The 18,500-nt window shown below is 43.7% G+C and carries 18 protein-coding genes; all 18 read right to left on the reverse strand.

What is annotated here, in order from left to right; all coding sequences use genetic code 11:
• Window positions 1-19: 19 nt before the first annotated feature.
• Window positions 20-2,077, reverse strand: a complete 2,058-nt coding sequence (locus CDO73_RS21865) for a sulfatase-like hydrolase/transferase (protein ID WP_088490671.1) — start codon at window positions 2,075-2,077, stop codon at window positions 20-22.
• Between the two features lie 164 nt (window positions 2,078-2,241).
• Window positions 2,242-3,219, reverse strand: coding sequence for a polysaccharide deacetylase family protein (locus CDO73_RS21870; RefSeq protein ID WP_218821639.1), 978 nt, complete (start codon window positions 3,217-3,219; stop codon window positions 2,242-2,244).
• A 36-nt stretch (window positions 3,220-3,255) separates the two neighbouring features.
• Window positions 3,256-3,498, reverse strand: a complete 243-nt coding sequence (locus tag CDO73_RS21875; RefSeq protein WP_179218788.1) for a phosphopantetheine-binding protein — start codon at window positions 3,496-3,498, stop codon at window positions 3,256-3,258.
• A 33-nt stretch (window positions 3,499-3,531) separates the two neighbouring features.
• Complete coding sequence (locus CDO73_RS21880) at window positions 3,532-5,043, reverse strand: class I adenylate-forming enzyme family protein (RefSeq protein WP_088490653.1); 1,512 nt, start codon at window positions 5,041-5,043, stop codon at window positions 3,532-3,534.
• Window positions 5,044-5,063: 20 nt separating this feature from the next.
• A complete protein-coding gene (locus tag CDO73_RS21885; RefSeq protein ID WP_088490654.1) occupies window positions 5,064-6,239 on the reverse strand; it encodes a Gfo/Idh/MocA family protein in 1,176 nt (391 codons plus the stop codon).
• 13 nt (window positions 6,240-6,252) lie between these two features.
• Complete coding sequence (locus tag CDO73_RS21890; protein WP_088490655.1) at window positions 6,253-7,302, reverse strand: hypothetical protein; 1,050 nt, start codon at window positions 7,300-7,302, stop codon at window positions 6,253-6,255.
• On the reverse strand, window positions 7,299-8,438 hold the full coding sequence (locus CDO73_RS21895) for a DegT/DnrJ/EryC1/StrS family aminotransferase (protein WP_088490656.1): 1,140 nt from the start codon (window positions 8,436-8,438) through the stop codon (window positions 7,299-7,301). The genes CDO73_RS21890 and CDO73_RS21895 overlap by 4 nt, the downstream gene beginning before the upstream one ends.
• Before the next feature lie 6 nt (window positions 8,439-8,444).
• Window positions 8,445-9,086, reverse strand: a complete 642-nt coding sequence (locus CDO73_RS21900; protein ID WP_088490657.1) for an acetyltransferase — start codon at window positions 9,084-9,086, stop codon at window positions 8,445-8,447.
• 13 nt (window positions 9,087-9,099) lie between these two features.
• Complete coding sequence (gene neuC, locus CDO73_RS21905; protein ID WP_088490658.1) at window positions 9,100-10,239, reverse strand: UDP-N-acetylglucosamine 2-epimerase; 1,140 nt, start codon at window positions 10,237-10,239, stop codon at window positions 9,100-9,102.
• On the reverse strand, window positions 10,236-11,276 hold the full coding sequence (neuB, locus tag CDO73_RS21910) for an N-acetylneuraminate synthase (RefSeq protein WP_088490659.1): 1,041 nt from the start codon (window positions 11,274-11,276) through the stop codon (window positions 10,236-10,238). The genes neuC and neuB overlap by 4 nt, the downstream gene beginning before the upstream one ends.
• A gap of 19 nt (window positions 11,277-11,295) precedes the next feature.
• Window positions 11,296-12,000: an acylneuraminate cytidylyltransferase family protein gene (locus CDO73_RS21915; protein ID WP_088490660.1), complete on the reverse strand. Its 705-nt coding sequence runs from the start codon at window positions 11,998-12,000 to the stop codon at window positions 11,296-11,298.
• Window positions 11,997-13,016: a UDP-N-acetylglucosamine 4,6-dehydratase family protein gene (locus CDO73_RS21920; RefSeq protein WP_088490661.1), complete on the reverse strand. Its 1,020-nt coding sequence runs from the start codon at window positions 13,014-13,016 to the stop codon at window positions 11,997-11,999. Before CDO73_RS21920 ends, CDO73_RS21915 begins: the two co-directional genes overlap by 4 nt.
• 40 nt (window positions 13,017-13,056) lie before the next feature.
• On the reverse strand, window positions 13,057-14,832 hold the full coding sequence (locus CDO73_RS21925; RefSeq protein WP_088490662.1) for a motility associated factor glycosyltransferase family protein: 1,776 nt from the start codon (window positions 14,830-14,832) through the stop codon (window positions 13,057-13,059).
• Between the two features lie 152 nt (window positions 14,833-14,984).
• Entirely contained in the window at window positions 14,985-15,329 is a 345-nt protein-coding gene (locus CDO73_RS21930; RefSeq protein ID WP_088490663.1) for a hypothetical protein, read from the reverse strand.
• Window positions 15,329-15,712, reverse strand: coding sequence for a flagellar export chaperone FliS (fliS, locus tag CDO73_RS21935; RefSeq protein WP_088490664.1), 384 nt, complete (start codon window positions 15,710-15,712; stop codon window positions 15,329-15,331). The genes CDO73_RS21930 and fliS overlap by 1 nt, the downstream gene beginning before the upstream one ends.
• Before the next feature lie 22 nt (window positions 15,713-15,734).
• Entirely contained in the window at window positions 15,735-17,258 is a 1,524-nt protein-coding gene (gene fliD / locus CDO73_RS21940) for a flagellar filament capping protein FliD (protein WP_088490665.1), read from the reverse strand.
• Window positions 17,259-17,279: 21 nt separating this feature from the next.
• Window positions 17,280-17,651 (reverse strand): flagellar protein FlaG, encoded by a 372-nt coding sequence (locus CDO73_RS21945; protein WP_088490666.1) that lies wholly within the window; start codon window positions 17,649-17,651, stop codon window positions 17,280-17,282.
• Between the two features lie 165 nt (window positions 17,652-17,816).
• A partial coding sequence (locus CDO73_RS21950; protein WP_088490667.1) for a flagellin N-terminal helical domain-containing protein occupies window positions 17,817-18,500 on the reverse strand: 684 nt, incomplete at its 5' end.

Below are 18,500 nucleotides of genomic sequence, written 5' to 3' on the forward strand. Positions count from 1 at the left end.
TAAAAAGTTCAATACGAATTTATCGGACTCCTAGCTTAAGCCAAGGCTTTATATGTTCCCAGATCCTTTTCTCGTATATTTGCACTTTTTCAACCAAAGCTGCAGTTTCGTCTTTTCCGGTCGCTTTGTTAAACAATTGCACAGAATACGTATCGAGGTTGATCAGTCCGTCGTTGAGAATCGGCGAGCCGTTCTCGAATTGAAAAATATATTCATGATCGGAAATAACGGCTTTGTAAGTTTGGTTCGGATGGATCGCTTCAGTTAAAACGTATTCCCGTTCTTTCGTACCGCCCAGCCCTTTGGGAAGTTGTCCGTCAATATCGGAAGGGACTGACAACCCGCTTTTGTTCAGTAAAATAGGAAGCAAATCGGTCAATTCAATCAGCTCGTCGCTCGTCTTCGAAGCGCCGTCATTTTCCGGCATGCCTTTTATGAAAAGCGGAACTTTGCGACGACTTTCATGAAGAAAGATTTCGTGCTCTTCCAAAAAAGACTGTCCGTGATCGGATGTTAAAACAACGAGAACCTCTTCGTTTTTGTAATTATTCTCCACATAACCGTATAGCGATTGCAAAAGAGTATCTATTCTTTGAATTTCTAATAGGTACTTATGATGTTTATTTAGGTCGAAGCCGGTGAGCACTGTCGTTTGGCCTTTTTTCTGCTGATTCACCCGTTCTGAGATATCGATTTGACTTTGAAGAAGCAGATTCAGGTCGGTTTCGTCCGGAACGGAATGGATATCGCTTAACGAAATCCACAAGAAGTTATTTTTTTCTTTAAACGCTTCAAGATGTTCGATCGTTTCCATAATAATATTTCCGCTATCGAACTCTCCGCCTGCCATTTGATAAACGGTGCGATCGTTTCCTTTATGGTAACCATGCGCCGGAGTTACTCGCCAATCACCGCCGATTTGAGCCGTAAAATAACCCGCCTCTTTAAAGTACTCGGACAAGAGTTTGTTTTTCTCCGCAAAAGGATGATTGAAGCTTGGATGGAACATGCCGTGACGAGTCGTATATTTCCCCGTAAACATAGTGGCTACGCTCGGATAAGTCCATTCGCTCGTGGCATAACAATTTTCCGCTTTCCACCCTTTCTCAAAATAAGCATACGTATTCGGCATAGCGGTCTCGGCATGATTGTTCAGAAACTGCATAGATAGGCCGTCTACAAAGATAGTCAGAACTAAACGTTTGGGTAAGGGAGGATCTTGCAAAGGAATCTGCCGGCCCACGAAAATAGGCTTGGTGCCTTCAATCTTCAACTCTCCCGTTTCGTTAAACCGAATATAATGAAACCGATTGAAAGGAAGTTCTTGATTACCAAACGAATAATCCTTTCCATTCAGCTCAAATTCGATATAGCTGTCGCCATCCAACAAAGAAACCGGAACCAAACTAGGTCGATCAATAGACAAGACTGTTTCCGTATCGACGGTTTCGCCTTTCAACGTCTCTGTTTTATGAAAATAACGATCAATTGGCGTAACATCGGAGATCATTACCGTCTTATACATATTGGTCATGTAAGACTCGGAAGTACCCGGCTCGATTAATTTGCGAATTAAGCTGTTCCGATTAACATCCAAAGGGAAAAATCTTTGGTCGATCTCGTTCAATAAACGCTTGGCTTCGTTAATAATCGGAGCAAGCTCGTTTGAATGATCTTGATAAACTTCTTCGAGAAGACTGATCATCCGATTCACGTAATCTTCAGCTAAGCTTCTTTCTTCGTCGCTTGCGTATTTAAGGGCTTTAACATACGCGTACAAAGCGTCGTCTAATTTATTTTGCATTTCGAATACGATTCCGAGATTCAAATTCAAATCGAAATGAAAGGGATAATCTAACAGACCCTCTTGTATGATTTGTTGAGCCGATACATAATCTTGTCTGTAAAAAAAGTAGTTACTCTTAAACGAAACGAGTGCAGCGTCTTGATTCAAATTGGCATAATCGTCAATCAGCTGCTTTACTTTTTCCATCTCGTTATTGGCAAAAGCTTCGCGAATTTCTGTGTTCAGCCGACCTAAAGCTTCTACGCTTTCTTCAATCGAACTTGGACTCATCGTTTTCATCTCCTATGCTCTTCTTTAATCTACTACTACCCACAAAGGCTGATTTAAAAAAGGGGGTGACATGCTGCGGCGCAGAAGATCGAATACCAAAAAAGCGGCACTATTTAAATAAACATTGCCGCCTTAAGAAAAAAACTTATGCAAAGCTTACGTTTTTATAATGAAATCGAATAAAGCTTATTGCAATCCACTCTTTTTAACCAAAAATCTTGTTTCTCGGAGATGAATCCTTCAGTCGTTACAAAGGCTCCTTTATAACCTTCATTTATTAAAATACTTTTTAAGTCTTTTTTCATCCTTTGCGCTTCTACCCCTCCTCCAAAAGGAGGCGTGTACCATTCGGCTTTAATTTGCAATCGATCGGCCAGAAATTGAGCGCACGGTTCTATCTCGTTCTTATAATAATTCATTGCGTCATGACTAAATGGCTTGTGAGACACGCAGTGAACGCCTAAAGTCATGCCGGCCTTTCTCATTATTTCAAATTCATTAATATTGATATACATCTGTTCGATAAATTTATCGGAAGACCCAAACTCCGCAGCAATTATGTCTTCCAAAAATTTTCTGCTTTCTTGAGGAGTAAGCGTAAAATTTAATAGATATTTTATGTATCTTCGCAGTTCCGATTTTTCATATCCGTATATTTGATGAGCACCGATCAAATTCTCGAATTTACTTCTATCGAATCGGTCATTCAATTTCTCCCATAATTCAGAATCATTGAATAAAGAAAGCGCGGTATGTACTAAATGAAAAATAGGCACTTTTTTCTCGACCAAAGGGCCGGACATCACCGTAAAATAACCCGGCACCCCCTTTTTTTTCATAATTGCAAAAGCATTCTCGTACTGGTCTTTTGTGGCATCGTCAAAAGTAAGGACGCATTTAGGTTTAAGCGTTTTTTTCATCAACTCGTCCGGTGCTACAAATTCGAATTTTTTGGCCAATCTATCGATCTGGTTTTCGAACTCTTTGGGAGAAACGGGAACACTTCCTGTCCATTCGGCAGGTTCCTTTACATAATGATACATGACTGCTAAATTCATCTTTTCACCTTCAACAATGGATTGTAAGTTTCGCCGAACGATCTCTGCATTCCCTTCTGCAAGTAAAACAAGAGTTACCTGCAACAGTCTGAATGCTTTTTAAAATGCATGTTGAAAAATCTATTGGTTTATTTTTCTTTCTACCATCTTGATCAAAGAGCCGACGATTTGAAACTCCGAAGAAGAAATTTCTTCATCCGAAAAAGAGATATTGAATTCGTCTTCAAGCTCAACAATAAATTGAATCATTCCTAAAGAGTCCACGTATCCATTTTCCACATAATTGAATTCATCTAAGTTGGTCGAGCTATTAATCGAATACTCTTTTTGAAGAGCTTTCAAAATATAATCGGATACCTTCATCATCCACACTCCTATTCCGTTTGGTACGTTTTTTTATTTACGGGTTGCTAATTCGGATCTTACCAATTTGCCCATCGAATTTTTGGGAAGATCGTTCAGAAAAACAATTTCATGCGGTTGCTGAAAATCAGCTAGATTTTTCGCGCAATGGCTTCGAACTTCTTTTTCGCTTAATTCTCTGCCTTCTTTAAGGACTATGGCAAGCCCAACTACTTCCCCTAATCTCATGCTCGGAGAAGAAAAAGCAGCACTTTCGCTGACTGCGTCCACACGGTTCACGCATTCTTCTATATCTTGAGGATAAACATTGATTCCGCCGGTAATGATCACTTCTTTTTTGCGACCCGCAAAATAGAGATAACCCTCGTCATCCAGATAACCTACGTCTCCTGTTTTAAAATAATTTTTGAAAAAAGACTCTTCAAACGTTTGCGGCATATTGTAATAACTGTGACATAACAATTCCGTGGAGCAAGCAATTTCACCGATGGTATAGGGTTCGCATTCATTCTCATGCTCGTCCAAAATAATCAGGCTTACTCCAGAAAGAGGTTTGCCTACAGACTTTTTCTTGTGCATCGATTCTTTGAAATGGATACTCGTAGCTGTAGAAGTTTCAGAAGTTCCATACATTTCGTGAAAATCACAGTTTAACATAGGGATAAGCTTATTTTTTATTGTCGAATCCAATAATGCTGATGAGGAAACAAGACTTCTTAAGCTTTGGATTTCGATATGTTTATCATCATGTTGAAGCAAATAATTATAAATTTGATTTAATTGGGCAGATACAGCAATAGAAAAGGTCACTTGATTCGTTTTTACGCATTCCACCCATAATGCAGAAGTGAAGCGTGGCAGCAATACGGAGGTCCCGCCCAGCAATAGAGGTATAATGACCAACCTTTCAGCCAAGGAATGATACAACGGAGTTGCCGCAAGTACCTTATCTTGACTTGTAATGCCGTAAAGTCGGATATGAGCTAATGCCCGGCGATACTTATTATTTTGAGTCAAAGCAATAGGCTTAGGCTTTCCTGTCGATCCTGAAGTCATCGTGATGATAAGCACTTCTTCGCCTGAAATCTTTTCGTTGCTAGGTCGATCTTTGCTCATCTCATGAGCTTCTTGCAGCAAATAGCTATCTTTATAAGGAGCGTCCATGCTGATAACGACACCTTGAATATTCAGATGATTATTCACGTCATGCTGCGATAAAAAGTGTTCACGCGCAATTAGATGTTTGACGTCCGCCGCTTCGAATGCCGATACCATTGCCTCGAAAGGAAGTGTAGGATTGATAGGTACTAGAGCAACGCCAATATTTGCTGCCGCAAATATCAAGGCTACCGATAAAATGCTATTATTCATAGGAATCCCAATACGGTCTCCGTAAACGATGCCGTTTTCTAAAAGAAAATTCGAATATTGACTTACTAAATCTGCTAATTGGCCGTATGTGATCCGTTCATCATCACAACATACAGCGATTCTCTCGGCATGCTCGAAAGCTGTATCGTAAAAACAATCTGCTAGTGTTTTCATTTTTCACCTACAAGTTTATATTAATCGGTCAACTGTATTCTTTGACCGATTTCCGAAGATTTATACGCTGCATAAGTCACTTTGATTGTATCATAAGCAAGATCGAAACCTGATACAGGCTCACGATTATAATAAATAGCTTCCATAAAATCTTGCATTTCGTCCGTATATCCCCTAATCATTTCATCCGATATAAAAGGTTTATTCCAACCTAATTTCGAAGGAAGCATCTCAGAAAGATAAACATCTTCTAAGCCCTCTTCATCCAAAAAATAAGTCGACATCATATCGTTCATAGTCAAAGTACAATTAATATTGGCATCATTACAGTATAGTTCGACATAATTTTTGCTCCCTCCGAGACATACGTCGGTAGCAATAATAACTGCTTTGGAACCGTCCGAAAAATTCACTACTGCCGTTCCGTTATCTTCTACATCGTAAGGACGCGCCAAGATATGTCGATGTTGATGTTCCGTCAACGTCGGCGTTATTCTTCCCATTTCAGCAAAGACGCTTTCCGCATGAATCTCGATTCCATGCGCTGCGGCTTCTTGTTGCTTTAGCCACAAAATGGCAGAGAGCGGATGCGCACCTGTTCGCAAAAAAGTACCTCCGCCCGTTTTTTCCCACTCTCCCGCTACAGGGGAACTGGAACCTTTCAGGCTTTCTTCACCTTTCATATAAAGGATCCTGCTTTTTTTTGCTTTTATGATTTCCGCTGCCTTCACGACGGCCGGCGCATAAATAAAATTTTCGGCATACATAAATTTCGCTTCGGATTTATGAACGACCTGTTTTATTTCTTCCAGCGATTTTAACAACCCTTCATACATATCGACTTTCGAAACATTCAACCCGATCGCGTCTGTGCTTCCGTCTCCGAAATATCCGGATAAAGGCTTCTCGCAAATTACATGCTTATTCTCACTCATAGCTTGAATGATCATATCCTTATGCGCATAAGGGGGCGTACAGATATCTATAACGTCAATTTCAGGGTCTTCTAAAAGGTCTTCGAATCTGTACGAAGCTATTTCGAATCCATATCGCTCTTTTGCCGGGATCAATTGCTCCGAACGCTTTGCAACAATGGTTTTAAACCGTAATTTCAAACCGCTAACTCTTTTGAGAGCATTCATGTGTAATTCCGTCGCTCTTCCCGCTCCTACCATACCAATAACGATTTCATCCATCCTCTATTGCTCCTTACCTTTCTTGTATTTGATTCGGGCGATCCTGATCTCCGTCAGCCTTAAAGAATAAAGTCCCTTCTTCCTGATAGTGCGCCCAGATTTCTACATTTTCGCGCAAAAAGGGTTCGAAATAATTAGGAATGATATTAGGATCATATTCATCTTTGAGTTTAAAACCGGCTTCGACAATAAACTTTTTCTCAAAACCTAGTTCGTAAAAATCCAAATATTCGTAACCATTACTTTTCAACATACTTTGAAATGTTTTTCCTAACCCGGCAAACGCAGATTGATCCCCTATGTAATCGACGATTCTTAATACTTTGCTTCCTTCGCACAACACAGTTCTTGTCACCAAAATTGCCTCGATATTTCTGGATAACGATTGAACACCGTATACGTCGTATTCATAATAAGGATGATTAAAAAATCTTTTTTCGACATACCAACTGTCTTTGTAAGGGACAGCTTCTACGTTGTCGATGTCGAAACGGTCGTTCACCTCTTGCATGGATCCAAACTTCTCAAGTCGGGCGTGATCGGAGAAAAAGCCAGAGTCGTTCAATTCTTTCTGTTGAACGACTGCTATTTTGTATACTTTAATATCAGCGTTCAGCAGATAATAATGATTCATTCTAGCCACTTTCTCTTTGAAAAATATTTTCCTTAGCGGTATCGTCGTTTTGGGATTCGCCCCGTTTCCGATGTGCGCGCGGCATCCGGTCAATTCTTTTACTCGACGCGCCAGCTCGATCCCCAATAGCGGAAGGTTATCGTTTCCTTCTACGACTTTCCAAATACTTCCCCATACGTACTTTTTGGCAGCATCTTCATGATGCGAACAATTCAAAAATCCGAATATGGCTTCTATCGTTTTTTTCTCGCGTTCGATAGCGATAATAAAGTTTACATCGTTTCCGTTGACGTATTCATATTCGAATAGATCTCTGTCATGCGCCATGATATGTCCTGCTTTCCAATGACATTCAATGAATTGCATGATGTTCGCAATATCTTTTTTTTGCGCTAAACGTATTTCATATTTTGCATCGAATTTGTTCATACGTTCTCCTTTAAATGATTCGATAAAATATCAATCACTTCATCCTGTTCTTCATCCGTCATGTTCGTATCGGAAGGCAAACAAATCCCATGTTCAAACAAGTTTTTCCCTACATCTTCGTTTTTCTGGTGTGCATAATATGCGACTTCCTTAAATACAGGCTGCAAGTGAAGAGGTTTCCATACCGGGCGCGATTCAATGTTATAACTTTCAAGCAAGTCGATTATTTGTTCGGGTTGTATGTCCAATAGTGCCGTAGTTAACCAACAATTCGACTTTCCGTGAACGGCTTCCGTTGTTACACGAATTCCGGGCATCGAGTTCAGCCTTTCTGCATAACGACGGGCAATCCTGCGTTTCTGTTCAATACGTTCAGGAAGAATCTGCAATTGCCCTCGGCCGATTCCCGCCAAAACGTTGCTTAAGCGATAGTTGTATCCGATTTTTTCGTGTTGATAATGTTTGGCTTTTTCTCTAGCCTGAGTAGCATAAAACCGGGCTTTCTCAAGAGCAACGGTATCTTCGGACACCAACATGCCGCCGCCGGAAGTCGTGATGATTTTATTCCCGTTAAAAGAAAAAACTCCGAACTTACCGAAAGTTCCGCTCATCTTCCCGCCATACTCCGCCCCCAAAGATTCGGCGGCATCCTCGATGATCGGTACTTCGTACAAGGCGCAAATGGCCTGAAGTCGATTGTAATCCGCGCTTTGCCCGTATAGATTAACGATAATGACCGCCTTTGGCTTTTTGCCTTTGGCTGCATATTCTTTCATCGCTTTTTCCAAAGCTTCAGGCGACATATTCCAACTTTCCGGTTCCGAATCAATGAATACAGGAGTGGCATCTTGATAGAGAATAGGATTCGCGCTCGCAATGAAAGTCAAGGATGAACAAAATACGACATCATCTCGGCCGATATCGAGCAAAACTAATCCTAGATGAATTGCCGCAGTCCCGGAACTTAAAGCAACCGCGCCTTCAACTCCCGCATACCGGGCGATCTCCTTTTCGAATTGGTTCACATTATTCCCTAAAGGAGCAATCCAGTTTGTATCGAATGCCTCTTTTATGTATTGCTGTTCCAGGCCGCCCATATTCGGAGAAGACAGGTAGATTCTTTTGCGTTCTTCCATCAAGTTTCACTCCTCGTTCATGTTATTGATGTCGATGATCTTAGCGGGACAACCAACTGCAGTCACGCGATTCGGAAGGCTTCGAATCACGACAGCACCCGCGCCTACAATCGTTCTGCTTCCGATACGTATTCCGGGAATCGCGGAAGCTCCCGTACCGATATGAGACAAATCGTCAATCTCGACATTTCCGGCCAAATGAACGCCTGGAGAAAGGTGCACAAAGTTGCCTAGGCTGCAATCGTGATCCACGGTACCGCCCGTATTGACGATGCAATGCTCGCCGATTCGACTGTCTGCATTGACGATTGTTCCAGGCATCAGCACGCTGCCTGCTCCGATCGTTACATCAGATCCGATCGAGGCCGAAGGATGAACCGCAGTATGAAACTTCGCTCCGCTTCGCTCAAGAAGGCGGGCAATATGCTGCCGAATCTCATTATCTCCGATAGCCACCAAGAAGTTCGCCTGAGGATAATTGAGGATTATTTCATTCGCTTGTTTCAGATTCCCAAGATTCGGAATACCTCGCCAATGATCTTCCTCACGATAATCGTCCATGAATCCGATTACTCGCGTTCCCATTGCCTGCAAAATGTCTATTACGACTTTTGCATGACCGCCGGAACCGAATAAAATGCAATCCATCGGTCTCACCTGCTTAATATGTCATTTTTTTTTGAAGCCAATTTCCGGAAAGATCGACTTGGTTCAAAACACGAACAATCCGTTGACTGGTATCCGATTGCTCATACACGTTTGTTAATTCCTTCATACCGGAATCGAAATCCGCGGTCTCGCTGTATTCTAAAGCTTCGATCAAATCCCGAGCATTCGCTTCGATGTCGATGACGTTATTCGACCTTTCTCTCCCGCTTTGACGGCTGCCCACATTAATGACAGGAACTTGAAACGACGCCGCTTCGATAATGCCTGAAGAAGAATTTCCGATTAACAGTTCCGCATATTTCAACATGGTCAAATAATCCAACTGCTCGAAGCTGGTAATCCAATAAAGATTATCGTAATCCTCGAATTCCTCGTAAACTTCGGAAAGTTCTTCGGTCCCGGCATCGGCATTGGGGCGAATCGCGATTATGCTCCCTTTCGAATCGGCCAGCACACGAAGCATGGCTCGAAGCTCATCCAGATCCGCCTGTTCGGTCGTTACCGGATGATAAATAAACAGCTTGTACGTATCGATCTTTTCCAATCCGTATTTTAATTTTGTTGCGTTCAGCTCGGGAAGCGGCGTATTCAAGATCGTTTCGATTCGCGGAGCCCCCACAACATATACTCTTTTCGCCTCTTCTCCCATTCGAAGCAAACGTTCCTTGCTGCCTTCAGTAGCCGCGAAATGGATATGCGCAAGTTTGCTGATAGCATGGCGCACCGATTCGTCGATCGTGCCCGAGATCTCCCCCCCATGCAAGTGAGCCAACAAAATATTCATGTGCGAAGCAGCGATCGCCGCTGCCAACATCTCTCCGCGATCGCCGAGCACGAGAACGCAATCGGGCCCGAAAGTCTCGAATGCCTGCGTCATGCCTAAGATTCCTATAGCTATAGAACGAGCCATATTAGCATGCGTCGCGTTCTGGAACAGGCATTCTACTCGTGCCGTAATCGCAAATCCGTCATTTAAAATATACTGCTCGGTATTTCCGTACTGAGTCGATAAATGCATGCCTGTAACCAACAACTGCAATTCAAGCTTAGGATCCTTTTCGATAGCTTTGAGAATCGGATAATAGATACCGTAATCCGCACGCGTTCCGGTAACGACCATAATCTTTCTCATCGCACGTCGTCCCAGCTCAACAGCTGTTCTTCACGAATATCTTTCGTCAGTTCGCGCCCTAACAATTCGAAGTAATACTTGGGAGCTAAGCCTGTCCCGGGACGCTTGACGCTTAAATCTTCTTCGGCCAAAACTTCTCCCGCCTTTTTGTCCCTTGCTGCCACCACGCTTTTTCTGGCAACTTTGCGCGTGTTCTCCTCGGATGGCATGCAGCGTTTTTGTCCGTCCCCCCAGGCTAGCTCGATATGGCGAACTCCGGCAATCAACTGCCGCAGCTCTGCGGGTTCCAGCGAAGCTTGGTGATCCGGTCCCGGCAAGTTACGATCCACTGTAAAATGCTTTTCGATGATTCGGGCTCCCATCGCGACGGCCGCCAAAGTAATTTCGACTCCTTCGGTATGATCCGAATATCCGGTAACCCTATTAAACGTACGTTTCAAGGTTTGAATGGCTGCCAGATTAACGTCATGCAGAGGCGCCGGATAATCCGAAGTACAATGAAGAATCGCTACGTCGCATTGATCCAATTCGACCAGCGATTCTTGAATCTCTTCAAGATCGGCCATTCCCGTAGAAAGCAGCACAGGCCGTTTATAACGATTCAATTGTCTTAGCAGCGGAATATTATTCATATCGCCCGAACCTATTTTAAATGCATGAACATCAATGGAATCTAAGAAAGCCGCGCTTTCTTCATCGAAAGGAGTAGAAAGAAAATCTATTCCTTTTTGTTTGCAGTATTGCTTTAAATATGTGAAGTCTTCAAAACTCAATTCCAATTTTTTCAGCATCTCGAGTTGGGTTTCGGAAGAACCTGTATTTTCGGTCTGATAGTCTGCCTTCTGCGCTTGTTTGGTCACCAGCTTTTCGCTTTTGAAGGTCTGGAATTTTACTGCGTTTGCGCCGCAGTTCACAGCTTCGTCTATACAAGATTTGGCACGTTCCAACGAGCCGTTATGGTTAACTCCGATTTCTGCAATGATGTATACAGGCACTGAATGGTCGCCGGTTTTCCCAAATAAGGCCTCGATCGACATCCGTCAACTTCCTCCTTTTTTATTCCGATCTATATTTTCGAATCAAAATCTCCGCAATCTGAAAATCTAGCAGATCATCAATGTCGATAGATCGTTCTTTCGGCATAACATATCCGGTGTTGTGGTCGCCTACGATCGAATTCCGCTCCATAACCAAGTCGCGCTTCATAATATAAATCGCCCCGTTCAAAGCGTACACTTCTTGCAGGTCCTGTCTGCGAAGATGAGGCTGTTCGATCCAATAAGGACTCAAACGTCCTCCTTCGAACGTCCGCAATAGATACGGATGCGTAGCAGCCGGACATACGCTTTGCAGCGACTCGGCTCCGGAATCTTCGAACTGTTTGAAAGCTTTTCTGATGTCTGCTTGATCGCGTAAAGGAGACGTGGGTTGAAGCAGCAAAACAGACGAAAAAGTCCGATGAAGATTCTCTTCGTAAAAAGAAATCGCGTGACGCAGAACATCGATGCTTTTAGATTGATCGGAAGCCAAATGATCCGGTCTCATGAAAGGGATACGAGCTCCTGCCGATCGAGCAATATCTGCGATTGCCGGACTGTCCGTGGTCACCATCACTTCATCGACGCATCCGCTTAGAAGCGCGGCTTCGATGCTGTACACAATCAACGGCTTTCCATCAAGAGGACGAATATTTTTTCCCGGAAGGCCTTTCGAACCTCCGCGAGCCGGGATGATTGCCAAACAGCCTCCGCTTTTATTCATAGCAATAAACCTCCGAAGCCGAGTTGGTTTTGCTCGATCAGATTCCGAATGTCTTGCATGGACAGTTGAGGAGCGGTATGAGACGAATACTCTTGATGCGGAGCTTTGCTAAAGCCTTCGTAGTCGGCAATCTCATGATCAAAAGCAGAAGGAATGACATACATGCTTTCGTTTTCTACAGCTCTCTCGGATTCGTCCAGCGTCATCAGCTCTTCGTACAATTTTTCGCCGGGTCGGGTGCCGATTACGACGACGTCTCCGGCATAGCCGCGTCCTGAATGTTTTTCATAAGATTCGATCAGGCATTCCGCCAGCTCTGTGACTTTTAAGATCGGCATTTTGAGAACGAAAACTTCTCCGCCTTTGGAATAATATGCTGCATCAATGACCAGCTGCGCCGCTTGCGGAATAGACATCATAAAGCGGGTCATCTCGCTATGAGTAACCGTCACCGGTTTCCCTTGCAAGATCTGATTGCGAAACAGCGGAATGACCGAGCCGCGCGAGCCCATGACATTACCGAATCGTACGCAGGAAAAAATCGTTTTCTTACTTCCTTTATAAAAATTCGCAGCGGAAATCAAACGTTCGGAAAGCAACTTGGTTGCTCCCATCGTATTCGTCGGATTTACGACTTTATCCGTGCTGATCGCAACAACTTTTTCAACATTGTTTTCCAAAGCAGTTTCGATCAGATTCTGAACGCCGAATACATTCGTTTTTACGGCTTCCATCGGGTTATATTCGCAAGACGGCACATGCTTAAGCGCAGCCGCGTGGAAAATAAAATTCACGTCTTCCATAGCGTAACTCAAGCGCTGTTTATCCCGGATATCTCCGATTAAATAACGAACATTGGAATGCCTTTTAAGTTCTTGCTGCAATTCGAACTGCTTGCTTTCGTCTCTGCTGTAGATTCGAACGGCCTTAGGTCCATGCGCAAGCACTTTGCGCACGACTTCGCTCCCGATCGAGCCGGTCCCCCCCGTTACTAAAACAACTTTATCTTTAAACATCCCATGATCGCCCCTTTAAAGGTCTCATTTGAGGTCTGGATTAAATGCCTGATTCCATTCGTTTAATGGATTCTTCTATGATATCCTGCAAAGCAGGAAGTTGATCACGAATAGCTTTGAGCACCAGTGTCAGATGTTCTTCGATCAAGTCGCATTTTCGGACTATATTACTTTCGTTAACAATTTCGGGAAGCATCCGATCAAAAGCATGAATTTCCAGCGGAATAAGCGTTTCAAAAATTACCGCGAACCAGTCGCGCGAAGCAATCTGTGCCCATTGTTTCTCGATTTGCTCCAAGTTTTTTTGAGCTTTTACCGGCTTTGTTCGGCTTAAAGCGCGAATCTTTCCTAAGTCGTTCAGAAGCTTCATACTCTCTTGATTCACGTTCCCGACATCTTCGAATACCGATTTCAATTGGTTGAGCACTTGGTTTTTGTACTCCATTCCCGCAATCGGCTCCAAATTATGCAATAAATTCGGGATTACATGAGGATCGACCTTTAGATCTTTCAATTCTTCATACACTTTATCAATAGGTTGGAAAGGAGCTCCCGCGATTTCGGCACCATGGCGAGTCGTATTCACGAATCTAACCTCCGGAAACTTCTCGATTAGACTCTCAAGGCCGCTTTTCATCGCCAAGAAACCTTCATCGGTCGCATTATAGCTACCTTTGACGTTTAACACCTTTTCGGTGGCCGTAGCGACATTGTTTTCGGCATTTTTCGAATCGTGATGGGCAATGCCGGCCGAATAATATTCGTTATTCGAGAAAGACAGATCTTGCCCCGCGAAAATAATCTGATCTGCGCCGAAACAAATGGCTGCTTGCACAGCCGTTCCGGCAACCGTAGAGGTCGGTCTGATAAAGACCTGTTCGGTTTGCAACCCAAGAAAGTGTAAGGAAATATGGTCGCTTGACATGACGCTAAGTATTTTTTGATCCGCTTTGGAATCGGAAATTTTATAATAAGAAGAAGCCGCGTACAATAAAGGAGGCTGTAACGACTCCGGACTGGAAAATATCTTTTGATTAATGGAATGGCCGTCCATGATTACGGTCATATGAGGTTCGATTTGATTGGCGATTAACGCTTGGATGCTCGAACCTGCCGATATGATCAAAGCCCGATCTTTGATTTTGCGGATCCATTCAATATCCTCTTTCAGCGAGGGCCCCGAAGAGACGATCACTGCCGGTATTCCTTTCAACGTCCCATAAAGCTGCTCGATGGATACCTGTTCAAAAAAATCGTTGAGATGCAGCAGACTGTTTTGCGTCCATTCCATACGAAAACGGTGCTCGGTAAATTTATTAGAAAAGAAGGTTTTTCGATATTCCATGAATTCTTCTTTGATCTCGTCAATTACGTCTTCTTCTTGTTCCAAGTAATATCGAAGCGCCAAAAATCCGATTTTATTCTGCATATAACTGCACATGAGAGTAAAAGCCGTCTTAATCGTTTCTTCTCCTACTGCAAGCCAATACAGACTCGAATGTTCCAAAACCATGGATAGATCCATTTCCTCCAAAGAGTCGACAACAACATTCATATTCGGCTCATAAACAAAAAACCAGCGATCCGGATAACGATCGAGCAACTCTGCAATACTCAATCCTCTGCCGAAACCGTATACGAAAACAATTTTATTATCACCGATCGACTGAGTAACCGCTTCTAGCCATGCCGAGTCATAGTTGGATGATTCTTTCCATGAAGTCGACCTGCCTTGCTCCATTGAATCTTTGATGTGATGAAATGTTGCAGGGAATCGCTGTTCAATAATCTGCATATTGCGATTGATATAGGTCATAATCTCACCATTCCGGATTCAAAATTTGTCATCCTTATATATCGGATTTAACCCAATAGTAATGAACCTTCCTCAATAAAAAAACCCTTTTTGCGAATTTAAGCAAAAAAACCTTTATCCGCTATAACAGATAAAGGTTTTTTTATTAATCTTTAATTCCGATGGTCGAAAAACAGGCTGTTAGCCGCATAAGCATGTTGATAAGCATTTTTCTGAACTTTCACTTGGTTTTGATTTTGGATCCAATTCCCGGCTTGATCTTTCAGGATATGCATGCGATGAAGGATTGCTTGATCGAACGTCAAGATATTTTTGATTCGGCTCCGATCTTGATCAGTGATCGACCCTTTCATCTGCTCCAGTCGTTTTACAAGAAGTTCTCTGTGTTCCGCCATAGCTTCGAACTCTTCTTCCGTTACGATCGATAGACGATTCATAATCTCTTCGGTCATGAGTTCCAACTCATCCAATATACTGATGACAGAAGGATTCGACATCACGCTTCTCCTACGGCGCCAGGCATTTTAGTTACCTGCATCCATGTCTCGCGCAAGTCCACGATATATTCCAAAGCCTCTTCGGCCTTTTCTTTGTTCTTACGAATATTAGATTCAATCAAACAATGCAGCATATATTCGTACATAGTCAGAAGTTCTTTCGAAATCGGATAATCAAAGTTTAACGAAGAAATCAATTCATGAATGATAGCCTGTGCCTTGCAAAGGTTATTATTGGCTTTTTCGTAATTACGTTCTTCGATTCCTTCGATGCCAGCTTTTACGAACCGGATGGCTCCATCATACAGCATAATCAGAAGTTTCGATTTAGAAGCGGTCTGCGCCTGAGCCTGCTGATATTTCTGATAAGGTGAGTATATCAAATTTCATGCCTCCTCGAATCGGTTACATGCCGGTAAGGCTTGATGATGTCGTATTGTACTTGCTGATCGCCGTTTCCATCGCCGCAAACTTTTTATAATAGTTTGTCTCGATCGTATTCAACTTACTGGTAAAATCGCTGATTCTTCGATCTAACGAAGTCAATTGCTCGCCCATAACGCTGTTTCCCATGAATGAAGCCGTAATGTCTTTGCTCGAAGTCGACGTTCCCGCTGTATCTGCCATGCGTTTCAAGGCTGTTGTCGAAATCTTTCTCATCTTAGCCAACACGCCGTCAGATGTCGTATAGTTCGTATCCGAGAATGAGTTGGTATAGTTTTTGCCCAAGAAAGTCGATACGATTTCGGGATCTTTCTCCAAAGCTGCTTTAAGTTTATCCGTATCCAGCGACAACTTGCCTTTTGTCTGATAGTTTCCTGTAGTAATCCCGAGCTCTACCATGGTGAGAGGCTTGTTGTTTCCGTCGGCGTCTTTCCTGCCGATATCTACGCCTTGAATGATTGCCGTGCGCATGCTGGCGATCGTGTCCTGTAAAATGCTATCGTTTTTAAGCATACCGCTTTTGGCTTTATCGTTCCAGAGCTTTGCTTCCTCGTCGCTCATGGCTGCTCTTTCTTCAGTCGACAGCGGCGTATATTTTTTATAGCGTTCTTCGCCGACTTTGCTGTTCAGCGAGGAAAGAATATCGTTATACGCATTAACAAAGTCTTGAACGGCAGATACAATTTTGTCGGTATCTTTGTTTACGGAGATTCTCGTGGATTCGCCAGCCGGCGTTTTAGAGTTTAATGTCAAAGTCACGCCGTTTACATCGAATGTATTAGAAGCCTGTGTCACTTTAAGTCCGTTGATCGTCGCCTCTGCATTCGTTCCGGGAGTAAAGTCGAGCTTGAATGCGCTAGCCACTTTCGAATCTATGCCGAATGCCGTGCTTGGCGATGCCACAGACGCGAGACTGTTATCGGCGCCGGTCTTCTTGGAAGTAAAAGATATTCCGTTCGTCGCATCGTAAATCGCTGTTACCCCTGCATTTTTATCGCTATTGATTTTTTGTATGAACGTAGCGACGGTCTCGTCAGAGCCAATCGAGATATCCGAGTTTCCGATACGCACCGTACCGGACAGAGAAGGATCAATAGCACTCAATTTTGTATCCGCAGGAGTACTGGACCATGAGTCCGTCGGAGTGCTCTTTGTCGTCGCTCTAGACGAACTAGCCAGACTGTTTACGGTGACTTCCATGATTCCGCTAGCCGTAGAGGAAGCACTTGCGGTTACGGCCGATGTATTGCCGCTGACAGTGGCCACTTGAGCATTTAAGGATGCGGCTGTGCTCAAAGCACTGATTTTATCTTGTAAAAACGTAACCAGCTTAGAACTGGTGTCTCTGTAACTTTCTCTTTTCCACTCCATGAGCTGCTTCTGCTGATTCATCTTGGTGAGAGGAGCACTTTCGGCTTTCATCAGTTTTTTCACCATGGAGTCTACATCCATGCCTGATGCCATGCCTGTAATTCTTGTGACCATACTAGGTATCCTCCCTGCTTTTTATACTTTTTTGTCCATATGAATGCCTGTAAGTTCCATCATTTTCGCTACGACATCCAGTATTTTTTCAGAAGGTATTTCTCTGATGACATCTCCGGTTTCTTTATTCATGACCTTAATCATGATCGAATGCGTTTTCTCGTGAACCGAAAGCTGAACGGTTTTCTGCGGTCCTTGAACAGCTTCCATAGCAGCCTGAATCTCTTCTACAGCTTTTTTCTGCGCAGCATTGATCTGCGGGATGCTGATCGGAGCGGCAGCCGGTTCGGAGGACTGCGCCGATGATGTAGCAGCTTTTGGCTGAATCGGAGCACTCTTCAGGTTGGGGAGAGGAAGACCTCCTCCGCTGTTTGCAGAAATCGTAGAATCCATACGTATAACCTCCGCTTATTGACTGTTGTTATTCGGGCAAGCCGTTCATGATCGTTGAAGTTGTTATTTTATATATCGGCCTATATGACGAAAACTTTATGCGATATGCATAAAAAAATAAAAGACCCCCGCTTATAGCGGAGGTCGAATAGAGGCTTATCGAGATTAACGGAGCAGGGACAGAACGCCTTGCGGCGATTGGTTCGCTTGTGCCAGCATCGATTGCGAAGCTTGCAGCAAGATGTTGTTTTTCGACAGTGCGACCATTTCTTTCGCCATGTCGGTATCGCGGATACGCGACTCGGATGCCGTCAAGTTTTCCACTGTCGTTCCCAAGTTGTTCGACGTGTATTCCAGACGGTTCTGTACCGCACCGAGGTTCGAACGCTGCGTTGCCACCTTCTCGATTGCGCTGCTGATTGCCGAAAGCTTCGAAGAAGCGTTCAAGTTTTTGAAGCCGCTTGTGCTTACGCCTTTGATCGTGATTTGGAAGCTGTTATCGTCAGCTTGGATCTTCACGTCGGACGTGATGGCAATGTTGTTGAATTTCGTGTTCGTCATGATGCTGTCGATCTGCGAACCCAGCGCCTTCAACTCGGAGTCGATGTTTGCTGTGTCGCTTGTGCTGTACGTTCCGTTTTCTTTCTGTACGTTCAGTTCTTTCATGCGGCCGAGCATCGAGCTGACTTCGTTCATCGCGCCTTCAGCCGTTTGCGCGAACGAGATGCCGTCCTGCACGTTGCGCTGCGCTTGTTCCAGACCGCGGATTTGTCCGCGCATTTTTTCGGAGATCGACAGGCCCGCCGCGTCGTCGGCCGCGCGGTTGATCCGCAGACCCGAAGACAGTTT

The organism is Saccharibacillus sp. O23, from assembly GCF_002205895.1.
In the GTDB taxonomy this organism is placed as follows: Bacteria; Bacillota; Bacilli; order Paenibacillales; family Paenibacillaceae; genus Saccharibacillus.

Coding starts and splice junctions, on each gene's coding strand:
- CDO73_RS21865 (WP_088490671.1), bottom strand. CDS start 2,077: ATGAGTCCAAGTTCGATTGAAGAAAGCGTAGAAGCTTTAGGTCGGCTG.
- CDO73_RS21875 (WP_179218788.1), bottom strand. CDS start 3,498: ATGAAGGTATCCGATTATATTTTGAAAGCTCTTCAAAAAGAGTATTCG.
- CDO73_RS21880 (WP_088490653.1), bottom strand. CDS start 5,043: ATGAAAACACTAGCAGATTGTTTTTACGATACAGCTTTCGAGCATGCC.
- CDO73_RS21885 (WP_088490654.1), bottom strand. CDS start 6,239: ATGGATGAAATCGTTATTGGTATGGTAGGAGCGGGAAGAGCGACGGAA.
- CDO73_RS21890 (WP_088490655.1), bottom strand. CDS start 7,302: ATGAACAAATTCGATGCAAAATATGAAATACGTTTAGCGCAAAAAAAA.
- CDO73_RS21895 (WP_088490656.1), bottom strand. CDS start 8,438: ATGGAAGAACGCAAAAGAATCTACCTGTCTTCTCCGAATATGGGCGGC.
- CDO73_RS21900 (WP_088490657.1), bottom strand. CDS start 9,086: ATGGATTGCATTTTATTCGGTTCCGGCGGTCATGCAAAAGTCGTAATA.
- neuC (WP_088490658.1), bottom strand. CDS start 10,239: ATGAGAAAGATTATGGTCGTTACCGGAACGCGTGCGGATTACGGTATC.
- neuB (WP_088490659.1), bottom strand. CDS start 11,276: ATGTCGATCGAGGCCTTATTTGGGAAAACCGGCGACCATTCAGTGCCT.
- CDO73_RS21915 (WP_088490660.1), bottom strand. CDS start 12,000: ATGAATAAAAGCGGAGGCTGTTTGGCAATCATCCCGGCTCGCGGAGGT.
- CDO73_RS21920 (WP_088490661.1), bottom strand. CDS start 13,016: ATGTTTAAAGATAAAGTTGTTTTAGTAACGGGGGGGACCGGCTCGATC.
- CDO73_RS21925 (WP_088490662.1), bottom strand. CDS start 14,832: ATGACCTATATCAATCGCAATATGCAGATTATTGAACAGCGATTCCCT.
- CDO73_RS21930 (WP_088490663.1), bottom strand. CDS start 15,329: ATGTCGAATCCTTCTGTCATCAGTATATTGGATGAGTTGGAACTCATG.
- fliD (WP_088490665.1), bottom strand. CDS start 17,258: ATGGTCACAAGAATTACAGGCATGGCATCAGGCATGGATGTAGACTCC.
- CDO73_RS21945 (WP_088490666.1), bottom strand. CDS start 17,651: ATGGATTCTACGATTTCTGCAAACAGCGGAGGAGGTCTTCCTCTCCCC.